This is a genomic window from Croceifilum oryzae (assembly GCF_030814315.1).
Taxonomy (GTDB): Bacteria; Bacillota; Bacilli; order Thermoactinomycetales; family Thermoactinomycetaceae; genus Baia; species Baia oryzae.
The window spans coordinates 122710-137160 of record NZ_JAUSUV010000003.1 but is presented as its reverse complement, the minus strand read 5'-3'; the positions used below and the strand labels follow the sequence as shown (position 1 = coordinate 137160).

At 40.8% G+C, this 14451-nt stretch carries 16 protein-coding genes; 10 read left to right on the top strand and 6 right to left on the bottom strand.

The window, feature by feature from the left end; genetic code table 11:
- Positions 1-60 precede the first annotated feature (60 nt).
- From J2Z48_RS03915 to J2Z48_RS03900, 4 genes are all read left to right on the top strand, one after another.
- Positions 61-1986 carry a beta-glucoside-specific PTS transporter subunit IIABC gene (locus J2Z48_RS03915; protein ID WP_307251244.1) on the top strand — a complete coding sequence of 642 codons (1926 nt, stop codon included), beginning with the start codon at positions 61-63 and terminating at the stop codon, positions 1984-1986.
- 61 nt (positions 1987-2047) lie between these two features.
- On the top strand, positions 2048-3481 hold the full coding sequence (locus J2Z48_RS03910; RefSeq protein WP_307251243.1) for a 6-phospho-beta-glucosidase: 1434 nt from the start codon (positions 2048-2050) through the stop codon (positions 3479-3481).
- Positions 3482-3640: 159 nt separating this feature from the next.
- Positions 3641-4180 carry a GNAT family N-acetyltransferase gene (locus J2Z48_RS03905; protein ID WP_307251431.1) on the top strand — a complete coding sequence of 180 codons (540 nt, stop codon included), beginning with the start codon at positions 3641-3643 and terminating at the stop codon, positions 4178-4180.
- A 99-nt stretch (positions 4181-4279) separates the two neighbouring features.
- Complete coding sequence (locus J2Z48_RS03900; protein ID WP_307251242.1) at positions 4280-4720, top strand: NUDIX domain-containing protein; 441 nt, start codon at positions 4280-4282, stop codon at positions 4718-4720.
- 14 nt (positions 4721-4734) lie between these two features.
- On the opposite strand, the gene J2Z48_RS03895 is transcribed toward J2Z48_RS03900, so the two are convergent.
- Positions 4735-5721, bottom strand: a complete 987-nt coding sequence (locus tag J2Z48_RS03895; RefSeq protein ID WP_307251241.1) for an MBL fold metallo-hydrolase — start codon at positions 5719-5721, stop codon at positions 4735-4737.
- A 326-nt stretch (positions 5722-6047) separates the two neighbouring features.
- Here J2Z48_RS03895 and J2Z48_RS03890 point away from each other — a divergent pair, with 326 nt between their 5' ends.
- The gene (locus J2Z48_RS03890; protein WP_307251239.1) at positions 6048-6353 is read left to right on the top strand and encodes an alpha-helical endospore appendage domain-containing protein; all 306 of its coding nucleotides are present in this window, start codon (positions 6048-6050) and stop codon (positions 6351-6353) included.
- 170 nt (positions 6354-6523) lie between these two features.
- Positions 6524-6871 (top strand): hypothetical protein, encoded by a 348-nt coding sequence (locus J2Z48_RS03885; RefSeq protein WP_307251237.1) that lies wholly within the window; start codon positions 6524-6526, stop codon positions 6869-6871.
- A 93-nt stretch (positions 6872-6964) separates the two neighbouring features.
- Here the strand turns inward: J2Z48_RS03885 and J2Z48_RS03880 are convergent, their stop codons facing one another.
- The 4 genes from J2Z48_RS03880 to J2Z48_RS03865 form a co-directional block, all read right to left on the bottom strand.
- Positions 6965-7543: a hypothetical protein gene (locus tag J2Z48_RS03880; RefSeq protein WP_307251235.1), complete on the bottom strand. Its 579-nt coding sequence runs from the start codon at positions 7541-7543 to the stop codon at positions 6965-6967.
- Between the two features lie 22 nt (positions 7544-7565).
- On the bottom strand, positions 7566-8249 hold the full coding sequence (locus J2Z48_RS03875) for a hypothetical protein (protein ID WP_307251234.1): 684 nt from the start codon (positions 8247-8249) through the stop codon (positions 7566-7568).
- 18 nt (positions 8250-8267) lie between these two features.
- A complete protein-coding gene (locus J2Z48_RS03870; RefSeq protein ID WP_307251233.1) occupies positions 8268-8864 on the bottom strand; it encodes a matrixin family metalloprotease in 597 nt (198 codons plus the stop codon).
- 128 nt (positions 8865-8992) lie between these two features.
- Positions 8993-9406 (bottom strand): hypothetical protein, encoded by a 414-nt coding sequence (locus J2Z48_RS03865; RefSeq protein WP_307251232.1) that lies wholly within the window; start codon positions 9404-9406, stop codon positions 8993-8995.
- Positions 9407-9515: 109 nt separating this feature from the next.
- Between J2Z48_RS03865 and J2Z48_RS03860 the strand changes: the two genes are divergently transcribed.
- A complete protein-coding gene (locus J2Z48_RS03860) occupies positions 9516-10712 on the top strand; it encodes a tetratricopeptide repeat protein (RefSeq protein WP_307251231.1) in 1197 nt (398 codons plus the stop codon).
- Between the two features lie 617 nt (positions 10713-11329).
- Here J2Z48_RS03860 and J2Z48_RS03855 read toward each other — a convergent pair.
- Entirely contained in the window at positions 11330-11707 is a 378-nt protein-coding gene (locus tag J2Z48_RS03855; protein ID WP_307251229.1) for a hypothetical protein, read from the bottom strand.
- Between the two features lie 513 nt (positions 11708-12220).
- Between J2Z48_RS03855 and J2Z48_RS03850 the strand changes: the two genes are divergently transcribed.
- The 3 genes from J2Z48_RS03850 to J2Z48_RS03840 all read left to right on the top strand — a co-directional run bounded on the left by J2Z48_RS03850 (position 12221) and on the right by J2Z48_RS03840 (position 14421).
- Entirely contained in the window at positions 12221-12598 is a 378-nt protein-coding gene (locus tag J2Z48_RS03850) for a hypothetical protein (protein ID WP_307251228.1), read from the top strand.
- A gap of 149 nt (positions 12599-12747) precedes the next feature.
- On the top strand, positions 12748-13440 hold the full coding sequence (locus J2Z48_RS03845) for a DUF5819 family protein (RefSeq protein WP_307251226.1): 693 nt from the start codon (positions 12748-12750) through the stop codon (positions 13438-13440).
- Between the two features lie 12 nt (positions 13441-13452).
- Positions 13453-14421, top strand: coding sequence for an HTTM domain-containing protein (locus J2Z48_RS03840; protein WP_370872862.1), 969 nt, complete (start codon positions 13453-13455; stop codon positions 14419-14421).
- The last annotated feature ends 30 nt before the right edge of the window (positions 14422-14451 follow it).

The window sequence follows — 14451 nt, the reverse complement described above, 5'->3', positions numbered from 1 at the left end:
TCTAGATATATGGTTGAACTAAATATCAGTGTTGCTAAATATTAAATAAGGAGAATCAAAATGAAGTATGATCAACTAGCAAAAGACATTTTAAAAAATGTTGGCGGGAAAGAAAACGTTAACAGTTTGGCTCATTGTGTGACTCGTTTACGCTTTCAGTTGAAAGATGAAAGCAGGGCAAATACGGAGGTACTGAAAAGCATGGACGGTGTGATCACGGTTATGCAAAGCGGTGGTCAGTACCAAGTTGTCATAGGAAATCATGTACCTGATGTATATAAAGCTGTAGTAGACGTAGGAGGATTAGATGCTCAAGCCCCTGTGAATACGAATGAAGACGATAAAAAACAAGGACTATTTAATCGCATTATCGATATTTTCTCTAGCATTTTCACACCGATTCTCGGGGTTTTAGCGGCGACGGGGATGATCAAAGGCTTTAATGAGCTATTTGTAACACTGGAGTGGCTTACACGCGAGTCAGGAACGTACCAAATATTAAACGCCGTTGGAGACTCACTCTTCTATTTCTTCCCGATTTTCCTAGGCTATACAGTGAGTAAAAAATTTGGTGGCAATCCTTTTATTGGGATGGCGATTGGAGCGGCATTGGTTTATCCAGCCCTATCTGGCTTATCAGAGGGCCAACCGCTCTACACCTTATTTGCTGGAACAATGTTTAAATCACCAATTCATATTACATTCTTAGGGATTCCTGTGATTTTAATGAGTTATGCATCATCCGTGATCCCAATTATCTTTGCCGCTTCTTTTGGAGCAAAAGTAGAAAAAGAGCTGAATAGAGTCATTCCTGATGTAGTAAAAGCATTCTTAGTTCCCTTTTTAACGTTACTGATCGTAGTACCCCTTACATTCCTAATTATCGGACCGATTACCACATGGGGAGGTCAGCTATTAGGACAAGCGACACTGTGGGTTTATCATCTAAGCCCTCTCGTAGCCGGGTTACTTCTCGGTGGCTTCTGGCAAGTCTTTGTGATCTTCGGTCTCCATTGGGGCATTATTCCGATTGGCATGAACAACATTGCCGTTAGTCATATGGATCCAATCCAACCTTTGGCTTTTAGTGCGGCCTTTGCACAGATAGGTGTCGTACTAGCAGTCTGGCTGAAAACATCAGATAAAAAGATAAAGACCCTTGGGATTCCAGCCTTTATATCAGGGATTTTTGGAGTAACTGAGCCTGCCATTTACGGGATTACACTTCCATTGAAAAAACCATTCATCATAAGCTGTATTGCGGCTGGTATTGGTGGAGCGATTTCCGGAGTATTTGGTTCCGTAAACTATATGGTGGGAGGCCTTGGAATCTTTGAACTTCCTGTCTACGTTAGCCCGAAAGACGGCATTACTGCAGGATTTTGGGGCGCTGTCATCGCTATGACCGTTGCTTTTATCCTTGGTTTCATCCTTACCTCTCTACTCGGCTTTAAAAAAGCTTCGGAGGAAGAGGAAAGCAAGAAGGAAAACAAAAAAGAGAAAACTTCTGAACTAAGATTTGAGCTATCCAGCCCTCTCACTGGTGAAGTAAAACTTCTAGAAAATATAAAAGATGCCGCCTTTGCATCGGGCGCCCTTGGGAAAGGGATTGCGATTGAGCCTTCAGAAGGCAAGCTATATGCTCCCGTTTCTGGCTCCGTTTCCGTTCTCTTCCCAACTCATCATGCAATCGGGATTACCACAGACGACGGTGCAGAGATCTTAATCCATATCGGAATGGACACGGTACAGTTGAACGGTACATTTTTCACACCTCATGTGGAACAAGGTTCCCGTGTCGAGAGGGGACAACTATTAATCGACTTTGATATAGAAGAAATTAAAAAAGCAGGATTTGCTTTGACAACGCCAGTCGTGATTACAAATCAAGACCAGTTCCATATTACGACTATAGGTGAACAGCAGATTCGTGTGGGTGAGTGTTTGATGAAATGGGAGGGTAAAACCAGCCCAATCCTTAACTAACATCCAATATCCATCTCAACAAATGGAACGAATAACCCTACCACAAGAGAGGACGAACAACATGAACAACTTCCCAAAAGGATTCTTATGGGGCGGAGCCATCGCTGCCAATCAAGCTGACGGCGCATACCTAGCAGATGGAAAAGGCTTAACCACCGTTGACCTGCTCCCCACTGGAGAAAAACGTTGGCCTATTATGGATGGTGGCTTACAGTCCTTCACACCGGAACCAGGAGAGTTTTACCCATCTCACGATGCAATCGATTTCTATCACCGATATAAAGAAGATATTGCCCTATTTGCCGAAATGGGCTTCAAAGCACTGCGCATCTCCATCTCTTGGGCGCGTATTTTTCCAAACGGCGATGATGAGAAACCAAATGAAGCTGGCTTACAATTCTACGATCAATTATTCGATGAATTATGGAAGAACGGTATCGAACCAATCGTCACCATTGCCCACTTCGATGTGCCGGTACACCTTGTAGAAACATACGGAGGCTGGAGGAACCGGAAGCTCGTCCACCTCTTTGAAACGTATACTCAGACTCTCTTTACACGCTACAAAGAGAAGATCAAATACTGGATGACTTTCAACGAGATCAATATGCTCCTACATGCACCATTCCTCGGTGCAGGCCTTGTCTTCCAAGAGGGAGAAAATCGAACGCAGATCCAATATCAAGCCGCCCATCATCAGCTCGTAGCAAGTGCACTAGCCGTAAAAGCATGCCACGAAACCATTCCCGGGGCACAAATCGGATGCATGCTCGCCGCTGGAACCGTCTACCCATACTCTTGCAATCCAGACGATGTCTTCCATGCGATGGAAAAAGACCGCGAATCCTTCTTCTTCATCGACGTCCAATCAAGAGGAGAATATCCTGGTTATGCCAAACGTTTCTTCCAAGACCACCAATTAACCATTGAGATGGCAGAAAGCGATGAAGAGCTGTTGAAGAAATACACAGTGGATTATATCGGATTTAGTTACTACTCGAGTCAAGTAACCAGCACCGATCCAGGAATACTTAAAAATACAACGGGCGGCAATATTTTTGCATCGATTGACAATCCTTATGTGGAAAAGTCCGAATGGGGCTGGATCATTGACTCCAAAGGCCTACGCATCACTGCCAACCAACTATACGATCGTTATCAGAAACCATTATTCGTCGTCGAAAACGGCCTAGGAGCAGTAGACCAATTAACTCCTGAAGGAGAAATACACGACGACTATCGGATCAACTATCTACAAGCTCACATCGAAGAAATGGCCGAAGCGATAAAAGACGGTGTAGACATCATCGGCTACACCAGCTGGGGCCCTATCGATATCGTCAGTGCCTCCACAGGCGAGATGAAGAAGCGGTACGGCTACATCTACGTCGATCGAGATAACAACGGTAGCGGAACACTAAAAAGATATCGCAAGAAAAGTTTCTACTGGTACAAACAAGTAATTGAAACCAATGGTCAAAAGCTTGATTTATAAAGTTTCATATGAAGGAAAGGGAGCTATTCCAAGTAACTCATTTACTTTAATAGCTCCCTCTTTTCTAGAAGCGCACTGAATGAATTCGGAAAAATTATGTATAATTCTCTATGAAACTCCTATTTACCAATCTCCAAAAGAGAAGGGAAAGTGATCGGAATGCTATTTGAATCAACCCGAATGAAATTAAGAAAGATGACAAATGAAGATACGGAACTTTACCACAAATGGAGAAATGATATAGAAGTGATTCGTTCCACCTATCTATCTTTGGATATGTATCATATGGATGAAACGAAAGAATTTGTAACTCGCATCTTGGAATCCCCTACAGGCAAAAGCTACATAATGGTTGAAAAAGAAAATGAAACACCCATCGGCATTATTTCATTAGTCAATATTGATTATAAAAATAGAAATGCTGAATGTATTATCGACATCGGCGAAAAAGAATATTGGGGAAAAGGCTACGGCTCAGAGGGATTGAAATTACTACTAGATCTCGCTTTTTACGAAATGAATCTTCACCGAGTTGCTCTTAAAGTATTTTCATTTAATGATAGAGCGATTCGATTGTACAAGAAGATCGGCTTTCAAGAGGAAGGAATTTCTAGACAAAGCCTATTTCGAAATGGTAAATGGCACGACATCATTCATATGGGGATCCTACAAGATGAGTACTTTGAGCAGAATCAGTAAATGGAAAGAGTTTATTCTAGGTAATAGCCTACCTAGAATAAACTCTTTAACCATGCTAAGATACCAATTTATACCCTACGGTAAAGGAACGTGACCTCTATGAAAATCAGAAATTCTGTCAAAGCCATCCTCATCCACGAAAAATCATTGCTAGTCACAACGTATGAAGATCAAGACGGTATCTATCATCTACTTCCAGGCGGAGGTCAGCATGCAGGCGAAACCTTAGACCAAACCCTGATGAGAGAATGCCTTGAAGAAACCGGGATCGAAGTCAACCTTGGCGATCTCCTATTCGTGCGAGAATGCTTTATGGACCCCGGTGTTCATCGGATTGAATTTATGTATACCTGTACACCTACATCCATCCATACAGACACTCCTATTCTCAATATGGACCGCAAACAGACAGGCATTTCATGGCTGCCTTTAGACGAATTAGAGAACCATCCCTTATTCCCTATTGGACTCAGGAAACGGATTTTAGCTTTTCACAGCGGAGATTCACCTTCTCCTATCTATTTGGGCGAGATCAAGTAAGCCTATCTCTCCACTCACAACGAAACCTGATCCGAATTAGAACGCAACATACGCCCCGACTCCACCTCATCTAACACATACACTTCGCCCAACTCACGAATCACCACGCAATCCTCTTTCCTAACAGCCTGCGCAGCATCTAACAATCGTTCGATCGGTTCCTCTACCGGCTCAAACGATAAAACAAATGTATTCCAATGAATCGGAACCAACTTCTTCGCACCCGAATCTACAAACATCTTCCACGCTTGTTCAGGTGTACAATGATTTACTTGAAACGATGCTGGCTCATAAGCGCCAATCGGCATAAACGCGAGATCGATTTCTCCCCATTTCGGCAACTCTTTACATACATCCGTATAAGCCGTATCTCCTGGATAAAATAACTTCTTATCCCGATAACTGAGGAGAAAGCCCGTATACCCCTGATTTCGACTCCATGGATATCTCTTCCCCCAATGGACCACAGGAATCCCTTGGATCACAAGGCCATTAGACAGAACCATGTTATCCCATTCTCCAGTAAGTTCTCGAATTTCCTTTGCCCCTAGCTTCCGAAGCAAACGCGATATGCCGGGAGCTGTAATAATCACCGTTTCAGAAGTAACTACTTTTCGTAATGATGAAAAATCCAAATGATCCATATGAGCATGCGACATGAGCACCACATCGACAGGCCCGATACTCTCTACATCTATGGCAGGACTTGTATGACGCCGAAGTCCCATCTTCCAATTATCTCCCCAGCCTAGAGGGATCCCAATCCGCTCTGTTAAAACAGGATCCGTTATAATCCGAATCCCATAAAACTGAATCAGCACCGTAGAATGACCAATCCACCCTACCGTCACACGTTCTTGATCCCACTGAGTTGGGTCAATTTGCTTCGGCGGAACTTGATAAGGTGGATTTGGCATTTGAGACATTCGATAAAATAGAAATCCTACCACGAGCAGGATGAGGGTAACTACGCAAAATAAGAAGGTAAACAATATACCCATCTAGCTCACTCCTTTTACCTTGTTTCTCTACTATAACGGACCTGCATTAAACAATCACATCAAAAAGATTAATTCTTTGTTAGCGACATCCTATCATCTATTCTCATTTTGACAAAAAGGATCGAGAATGATACTTCAATCATCATGATTTATATTGCTTTACTAGGCAGGTGTCCTGACTACAAAGCTAAATGCCTAATGGCTCCGCGTTATTAGGCAAGCTCTTTTTAATTGGGCCAGTCCTCCTCGTTCCTTTCTGGGACCATACCCAGCCCACGGGCATACACATAGTAGAAAATAAGGACTTACTTAGGAGGAATAAATAAATGTCTCAAGCGAATATACCTAATATTTCCCCGAATATTACCATTACACGGGAAGACGCGATCAACCTGCTCTTATCTTCCATCGCACTCGAGGAGCTAGGACTTAGCCACATCATTAATGCCGAGGGCGAAAAACTTCAATACGTCTTAGGAACTCTGCCAGGAGTTACTCCCATCTTACAACCAACGATATCCGATTTACTTCTTATAAATAGTAGCGTTCGTGAAACCATTCGTGAGGTTAGAAAAAAAGAATGGATCTTAAACGAGAAACTAGAAACCGTTTTAGAGGCAGAAAATACTTAGCTTTGAATCACTTACCCTATGAAAATAGCTACACATGTCTGATAGCCACGCGCTATCAGGCATGTTTTTTTGAATTTGGTCCCCTTGCCATGATCGGAATTGATTGCTTATTACTCTAATTAATTATAAAATTTAAAATAAATTACAACTATTAGGAGGAATGATACCCAGTGGAGATAAATGGGGTAGGACCCACTCTCGTTCAGATATTTATCTTTCTCTGTCTGTTAGGAACGTTAATCGGAGGGGCAATTATGGTTTATTGTCTCGTAAAAAAACAAAAAAAAATAGATTATCATGATCAACGTACACTATTAGGAGTAAATGATTCGTCTATGTTTGAAGGATGGCCCGGCACAATCCTAGTCATAGCAGCACTCTTTCTCGCACTGTATTCCCAAATTGCTGGGACCGAACATTTTACACCCTTTAAAATTGTTGTAATAGCCTGTTTATCGCTTTCGATTGTAGTTAATTTCATTCGTGGGATTAGAGAGTATAGAGGAAAAAAAGAGTAATAAATCAACATTTTAATATGATCCCCTTCGGTAGGCAGCTGAAATAGTAATACTGCTATCTAAGAGGGATTTTCCATGAACAAACTTTGCTGTCTATTTCATCTGTACTCTCACAGATAGATTCGTTACCCCCATCTCTAAGGTGGAAAAAACTTCTCGGTCCACTTTACTTTTGAGTGTATCCGTAAGGCGCTTCACTTTATTTCCTCTCACCAAGAACTGACCTTGAAAAGCCCCTACACTCTCATAGTAATCCCGCTGGATTCGATCATCCTTCGCATGCAAATTACCAAACAATACGACCTCATCATCACTTTTTAGCGTGTCCAACACATAAGGAGCCACAAAGGGAACCACCTCACCAACAGAAACCTTTCCATTCCCGAAAATCACTTCCGTCACCTTTACCTCTGATGCTACATCCTCTTTATAGAAATCACGATGTTGTACAACTCCCCGAACCACCACATCAGAATCTCCACGTAACTGTTCAACCGTTTGATATACCTTAGAGAACTCAGGTAAGACGCCATCAATATGCCTGTCCATTGGAAATGCGGTCTCAGATACACTTTCTCCCGTCTTCACTCCATCCGCTTCCTTATCTGAAGAACAACCTGTAAATCCGAAAAACATCGCACCCATGATAGATAAAGAAAGTAGCTTACGCATCACTCTCTCCCTTTCGTCAGAGTTATTTTTCGATCCCTTTCACTTTGACAGATAATTTAGATATTTCTATCTCCAAGAGGGGAAAAGCTGCTCGATCTGCCTCATGTACAAAATGAGTAAGGCGTTTTGCTCTGTTTCCAGATACCCGAAACTTCCCCTGATATCCTCCAACACAGGTGTAGTAATCTTGTGACACAAGATCCCTCTCCGGATGAAGGTCACCGAATAAAATGTACTCCTCTTGAGGCTTCATCGTTTCAATGCCATTAAATACAACCGGAACCAAATCATTTTCCTGTCCGGACTGAATGCGGATTTTTCCCGGTTTACTTTTGGCAATATCCCCCTTTGTTCGAACTCCTCCAAGCTCCACAAAGGTAACCGTATCTCCCACAGACACCTCTCCACGAATCACCTTCGTTACTTTGATAGCCGATTTCGTCCGTGGAACATCTTCACGTTGAAAAAACTCTCGACTCTGTACAATCCCTTGAACCACAATATCAAATTCCTGACTTAGTTTCTCAACTGAATCATAAATTTCACCCACATCCATCGAAGCATGAACTCTTACACTGCTAACCGCTCTAGGCTTCGTCTCAGTAGGTTCTTCTTTCTTTACAGATTGTGCATCCGGCTCAGAAACACACCCCGTCATCCCACAAGACAATGCCATACTTACTAATAGGGTATACATTCTTTTCATGGTAACTTTTATCCTTTCTTAGTAAAGATAGTTAATTCCCGCCAGATCATCCACCTGCGCAGAATCCACTTTACGCCCCTGACCAATTTGAGTCATAACAGATGTCGCCGTCATCGTATGGGCCAAGCCCATCGTATGGCCAATTTCATGGGCAATCGTTCCTTTTTTGTTGTAGGAACTTAGTTTGTTATACTCAGGTACATTTATCTTGATCTCTGCATAATCCCAATTCTCTTCCCATGGATCTACATACTCAGGTCCTTCCCCCGTATCTCCAAAATCATAATGCTGAACAACCGCATAACCATCCGCTTTCTTGCCCGAAAATGTGGTGATATCTACAACACTATTGCTCCGATTAGTTGTTTCTCGAAAGGAAATCGGCGTGGAGATTCCCAAGCGTTTTGTCGTATTAATCCAATCAGACCAAGCCCCTTGGATAAAGGAGTTATAGGTTTTAGCAGAACTATGGACAAAATAATATCGCTTGTTCTTGCCATAACTCCCAACCCCTTTTTCAAGATGGTACTTGTCCCATGTTTCATACGCTTGGGTCGTCATAGGAGCCGCGAGAAATAGAACAACCGCAAATAAACTGGCAAACCATTTGAACATGATCCGTCACCTCTGATTTTCTAAAGTACCGTGCAAGACCTAAAAATACGAAGGACGAGCTAATTAATCCTTCTACATCCTCCGTATTTAACCAAAAATGAAACAACATATAAGAAGTGTGTAACTCCCTAAGAATCTCCATCTTGTTTGTCAAACGTTTCTCTCAACTTCCTCCACAAATCAAAAGCCGCTTTTTCCTCTTTAATCACGCTAAAAACGTCAACCAATCTACCAGCAAGCACCTTCACACCCTCACTAATTGCACCCTGAACCATGTCAAACATTTTAAACTCGATCTTCTGCCCATTCGTCCTGATAATCTGGATCAAACTCATTCGCCGTTCGGGTAGATGGTGGATCGAACACTTGACACAAGGCTGAACCTCTCCACCTTTAATCTTGTATCCAGCCTCTTGTTCAAGGACCTTCACACTTGGGTTACGGTGCACATCATCCATAAACGATTGAAGCTGTTCTTTTGAGCCTTCTACTTGAAGTTTTAACACTTTCCAAGGAGAAAACAGCCAAGAAGCACTAGCCAATCAATCCGACGGCATGATCTCAACCGGCACCATCTCGCACATCGAAAACGGCGGGTATCGAATCAGTTTGGACAAGCTCCGGTACTGGTGCGACATCGTACATGTAGATATGTACAAACTACTCGCTTCAGGCAATCCGTACGCTGAAATCACTGAAGAAGAATTAGCCTTCGAATTAATCACCATCGAGCATACCTTGGACAGGGTCGATCCAGATGAAGGATTCGAACGGCTAAAGCTACTGGATTTATCAAAGGGCCATCCGCTGATGTCCAACGTATTGTATCTCAAAGGGAAGTATCATTCCAAGAATAAGAACTGGGAACAAGCCCTCATTTGCTTTAATAAAGCTATCGAGATTGAGAAATCCTATTCTGCGCCAAGGAGTAATAATATTTCATCAATTTGTTATCAAGAGCTAGGTCGTATTGCAATGTATGAAAATGATTTAAGAACAGCCCTACAGTACACTCAAAAGGGGTTGAATTCCTTTGTTGAGGGTGGAGAAAGAAAATACTGCCTCTATTTTCTCTTAGTTAGTAAAGTTATCTATCTCAGAAACTTAAACAGAGTAGAGGAAGCGTTGGTAACACTCAATGAACTAAACAGCCAAAGAGAAAATATTGAATCAACATCTGTTCTTCTTAATATGGCTGATATGCAAGCAGATTTATTGAATCGAACTGAACGATATGAGGAAGCTACCCATTTTGCATTAAAAGGCATTGAATTAGCACGGATTGAGAGTAACTTTGAACGCCTATTCGATTTATGGACGGTACTGGGCGCTAGTTATATGAGTTTAAAAAAGTGGACTCAAGCAGAACGATGCTTTCTCGAAGCCCTTAAGTTAAAAGACAATATTAAGAGAGAATATTTGGCAGTCACTACTTACAAACAAATCGGAGAACTGTACACTATTCTTGACAAAAAAGATGAAGCATTAGACAATTTAAAAAAGGCAGTCAAATTAGGCAAGGAAACTAACGATGCTTTACGAACTTGTGAAGCACTTATATCACTTGGCGATTTTCATGCGAAGTATGAGGACTTCAAAAAGGCGAAAACTAAGTACAATCAAGCACTTTTACTTGCTGAGAAACATGCATTCTCAAGTCAAGAGGATGTCTTAGTCATTAAAATGGTCGCTTGCTCCACCACTCTCGGCTCTGATATCGCCATGTTTTCAGATCGATTAATCTCGATTGTACAAAGGTTAACAGGAAGGAGTGACAGCGATATGTTTGCATTATCCTCTCAAATTATGTCTACAAAAGGCTATGTAGCTGACCCTCCTGAAACATAGATAAGATTCGTTCTCTGATATCACCATGCTTTCGGATGACTCATTATCGATTTCACAAGAGATAACAGGAAGGGTGATCAAGTTATGTCTACAAAAAGCTATGTATCCGATCCTCCTGAAAGCTAGATAAAGCCTGTTCTTTGATGGCATTATATTTTTCATGTTTGCAGAAGGTGAAAGGAAGAGGTGACTGAGTTATGCTTACACAATCTTCTCAAGTTATGTCTACAAAAAGCTATGTATCCGATCCTCCTGAAACCTAAAAACAAATACTTCCTAAGAGCCTGAATAGAGGCTCTTTTTCTTACGCCCACTTCTCACACATTGTAAGATTAAAGGGAAAGGAGGGTCTGTTCGATTCCTTGCGATGTTATCGATCCTACTTAGCGTAGCGATTCGTAGCATAGGGCGCTTTTTGGTGCAACATGTTTGAGCACCTGCCCTAGCGGAGGATTGCGAAGCGGACCTCCCCACTCCCCTGCTGGATCGGTATTTGAGCAGGAATCGAACAGACCCTCCAGCCCTCGATCACCCAAGAGCCCGAAATAATAGGCTCCTAGGACAAAAAGAAAGAAGATCAGGTAAATAATCCTGATCTTCTTTGGCTTGCAAATATACTAGTCTCCAAAATATCCAATCGAACCGGTAGCATTACAGCCAACTTTAGTTTGACAAATTAACTCCAAAGAATACTCGCCTTTTTCAAAGTATTTAGAGAAGGTTTTATTTCCATTAGGAGCAATCAAACCATTAGCAACTACTGATCCATCTGCCTTGATGACATTATATCGAATTGCTTCATGCCCCTGAGACTTATTATTGATCACTACGGTCAGCTGGCGATTTTGGTTCTTTACAGTAACATAATTTGATGTTGCACTGGATTGAAGCTCAGAAAGATTAACCTCTTGACTAGGTTCTGCATGAGCGAATACAACAGAAGTACTTAAAGCAACCACAGCAGTTGAAACAAGAGAAGCAATTTTCATTTTCATTTTTCATTTCCCCTTAGGTACATTTAACTACTCACTCATAATACTACTAAAATACTATTTTTTATATAAATATTTTTTAAATACTTCTAAATAAAATACTAAAATAGAAAACTTTGTGAACAAATTGACCAAAAAGAACAATTCGAACAAAACTTCTCCCGATACGTAATCTATAGTCAGATTTTCAGATAATGAAAGGAAGATAGGAGTATCATATGAGATTGAGCGGTATTTACATTTCTTATCGTTTGTTTTATGTAATATAACCCCATTTAATCATGATAATGTAATTAACAAAAACATAATAGTTTATATAAAGTAAAAGTTAAGAATATTTATAGTAATGATATAGACATAATAGTATTGCATATACTATTATATAACTATGCTGGATGATGAAATTTTTCTAGAAAGATGTGATGAGATTCGGAGAGGGATTCACAGCTATGTTTACGTCTATGTCGCTTGCTGATTCCAGCTTAAAGACATTATAAAAAATAAAGGAGCAGTAAGATGAAGAGAACAATGGTAATATCCGGAATAGGATTGGCTTTCATTGTCGGTATCATGGTTGTCGGATCTGTAAGTGCAGCTACTCCTAATGTAGGTAAAGCGCAAAATTTCTCACACATGAAATCTTCGGATGAAGTGAAGACCAACGACCGAGCTGCTCTGGAGGAAGTTAGGGTAGGGCGTGCTTCAGACTTAGCTAGGCAAATACGTGCTGTAGATATAGCCGGGCAAGTTCGTGGCATTGATGAGATTCGGTCAGGACGTATTTTAGATGTAGACAGAATGCGTCAGCTAGATATTGGTAGAAGTATGGATGGGGGCCCGTTTGCAAATTCAAGAGTATCAGATCATAGTATGGAAGTTATTTTTGACAGATAATCAATCCATTCAGGATTAAAATCCACCTAAAATAAAATAAATGGACTTTTTCATCGCAAAAAGTCCATTTATTTAGACTATATGACAGACAGTAGACAGTCTACCCCATACCACTTTGTCTACAGCCTGATTAGTAGGGAGATCTGACAATGGAATCATCTAACCACAATAAATCCTTATTCTACAAAGGAGTTTATTTTGGCTTGCCTTTTGCTCTTATAGGCTTCATCCTATTTCATTTTTCGATCATCATCCTACATGTTATGCCGATAAATCCCATTTCAATTGCTCTAGAGCCCGAAGTAAATGCATATACAGGGGCTTTATTTAGACAGAATTGGCATTTATTCTCTCCAGAACCTGTTACGGAGAACGATGTTGTTTATATGAAAGTAAAGACAAAGTCTAATCAGGAAAGTGATTGGATTGATATAACCACTCCTTTTATTTCAGCTAATAACGAAAACTATCTTAGCCCTCTGAATCGAATTATGAGAATCCCTTCAACCGCAGTAAACGAGATGCATGGAGAAGAGGAGCTGATCAACCGATATAAAAAGAAAATTTATGAGTTAAATAAGGAGAAGGAGAGCGAGAAGATCCTAAAGAGGATTAGTGAGTATCAACTAAAGAATTCAAAAGACACTCGCATGTTGTTGTATCGATTTGTTTTTTCAACGGCTGCCAGATCATTTTCCCCAGACGATATCCAGTCTGTGAATGTAAGAGTGGTTACCGAAGAACCCGTTCCCTATTCCCAGAGAAAAAATCCGACCTACGAGAGAAAAAAGACCTACGAAGAACTTGGCTGGGAAAATTTTACTCATGTTTTAACTTGGTAAAAGGAGCGGTGAGTGATGACGTTAGAGGGCAGTTCCACGTTACGACAGAGATTTCATCAATTATTTTACAACGAGAAGTTTTTAATAGGGGCTAGTTTGGCCAGGATCAGCTTTGGATTTATCATGTTGTACTATTACCTGATTCACTACACACAAAGATACTTTATATGGTCTTATGAGGGGATCATCAATGAGCATCTTTCAGACAAAGAGAGCTTTTCCTTATATAACTTTTCTACTTCTTCGATGTATTTCGATATCGTTTACCATGTAAGTATCTTGATCGCCATTTTATACTTGTGTGGATACAAGACCCGGATTACATCGATTCTATTTTTTATAACCACATACTCCATCTTACAGCGGAATTTTTTAGTTGCAGATGGAGGCGATAATCTAGTCATCAATATATTATTTTTTCTTATGTTTGCGAATACATATGCCTACTTTTCCTTTGATTCTGCCAAGTGGCGAGCACGATCAGATCGTAGAAACAACCTATTTCATCTCGTATTAGCACTAGTACATAACATGGCGATTATAGCTTGTGTCGTTCAACTATGTATTCTCTATCTAACTGCGGGTTTCTATCAAGTAATGGGAGAGAGTTGGAATAGTGGGGTTGCTATTTACTATATCTTTCAAGTCGATGAGTATGCCAACCCGTTTATTCGAGATCTGGTAATCAATCATGACATTCTCATCTTCTTAGGCAACTACTTCTCGATTATCATTAAGATTGCTTTCCCATTTCTACTATTTAATCGCTATACCAAATACTTGGCAGTAGTAGGAATTGCCTTTTTTCATATCGGGATCGCGATTGGTATGGGCTTGGTTACCTTTTCCCTAATCATGTTGACGAGCGACTTATTGATTATAGGGGATCAGGATTTTCGATGGATGAAGTCCAAATGGTTGCAGTTGATAGGCTTTATGCGAAATAAAATCAGAAGGTTACCCTCTTCTACAAATAGCTAACTTCGTAGGTCTCGGATATGGAACAAACAA

Excerpts from the sequence above, each read along its gene's own strand:
- J2Z48_RS03895 (WP_307251241.1), bottom strand. The coding sequence starts at position 5,721 with ATGGGTATATTGTTTACCTTCTTATTTTGCGTAGTTACCCTCATCCTG.
- J2Z48_RS03880 (WP_307251235.1), bottom strand. The coding sequence starts at position 7,543 with ATGCGTAAGCTACTTTCTTTATCTATCATGGGTGCGATGTTTTTCGGA.
- J2Z48_RS03905 (WP_307251431.1), top strand. The coding sequence starts at position 3,641 with ATGCTATTTGAATCAACCCGAATGAAATTAAGAAAGATGACAAATGAA.
- J2Z48_RS03850 (WP_307251228.1), top strand. The coding sequence starts at position 12,221 with ATGAAGAGAACAATGGTAATATCCGGAATAGGATTGGCTTTCATTGTC.
- J2Z48_RS03855 (WP_307251229.1), bottom strand. The coding sequence starts at position 11,707 with ATGAAAATGAAAATTGCTTCTCTTGTTTCAACTGCTGTGGTTGCTTTA.
- J2Z48_RS03910 (WP_307251243.1), top strand. The coding sequence starts at position 2,048 with ATGAACAACTTCCCAAAAGGATTCTTATGGGGCGGAGCCATCGCTGCC.
- J2Z48_RS03890 (WP_307251239.1), top strand. The coding sequence starts at position 6,048 with ATGTCTCAAGCGAATATACCTAATATTTCCCCGAATATTACCATTACA.
- J2Z48_RS03845 (WP_307251226.1), top strand. The coding sequence starts at position 12,748 with ATGGAATCATCTAACCACAATAAATCCTTATTCTACAAAGGAGTTTAT.
- J2Z48_RS03915 (WP_307251244.1), top strand. The coding sequence starts at position 61 with ATGAAGTATGATCAACTAGCAAAAGACATTTTAAAAAATGTTGGCGGG.
- J2Z48_RS03860 (WP_307251231.1), top strand. The coding sequence starts at position 9,516 with ATGTACAAACTACTCGCTTCAGGCAATCCGTACGCTGAAATCACTGAA.
- J2Z48_RS03875 (WP_307251234.1), bottom strand. The coding sequence starts at position 8,249 with ATGAAAAGAATGTATACCCTATTAGTAAGTATGGCATTGTCTTGTGGG.
- J2Z48_RS03870 (WP_307251233.1), bottom strand. The coding sequence starts at position 8,864 with ATGTTCAAATGGTTTGCCAGTTTATTTGCGGTTGTTCTATTTCTCGCG.
- J2Z48_RS03900 (WP_307251242.1), top strand. The coding sequence starts at position 4,280 with ATGAAAATCAGAAATTCTGTCAAAGCCATCCTCATCCACGAAAAATCA.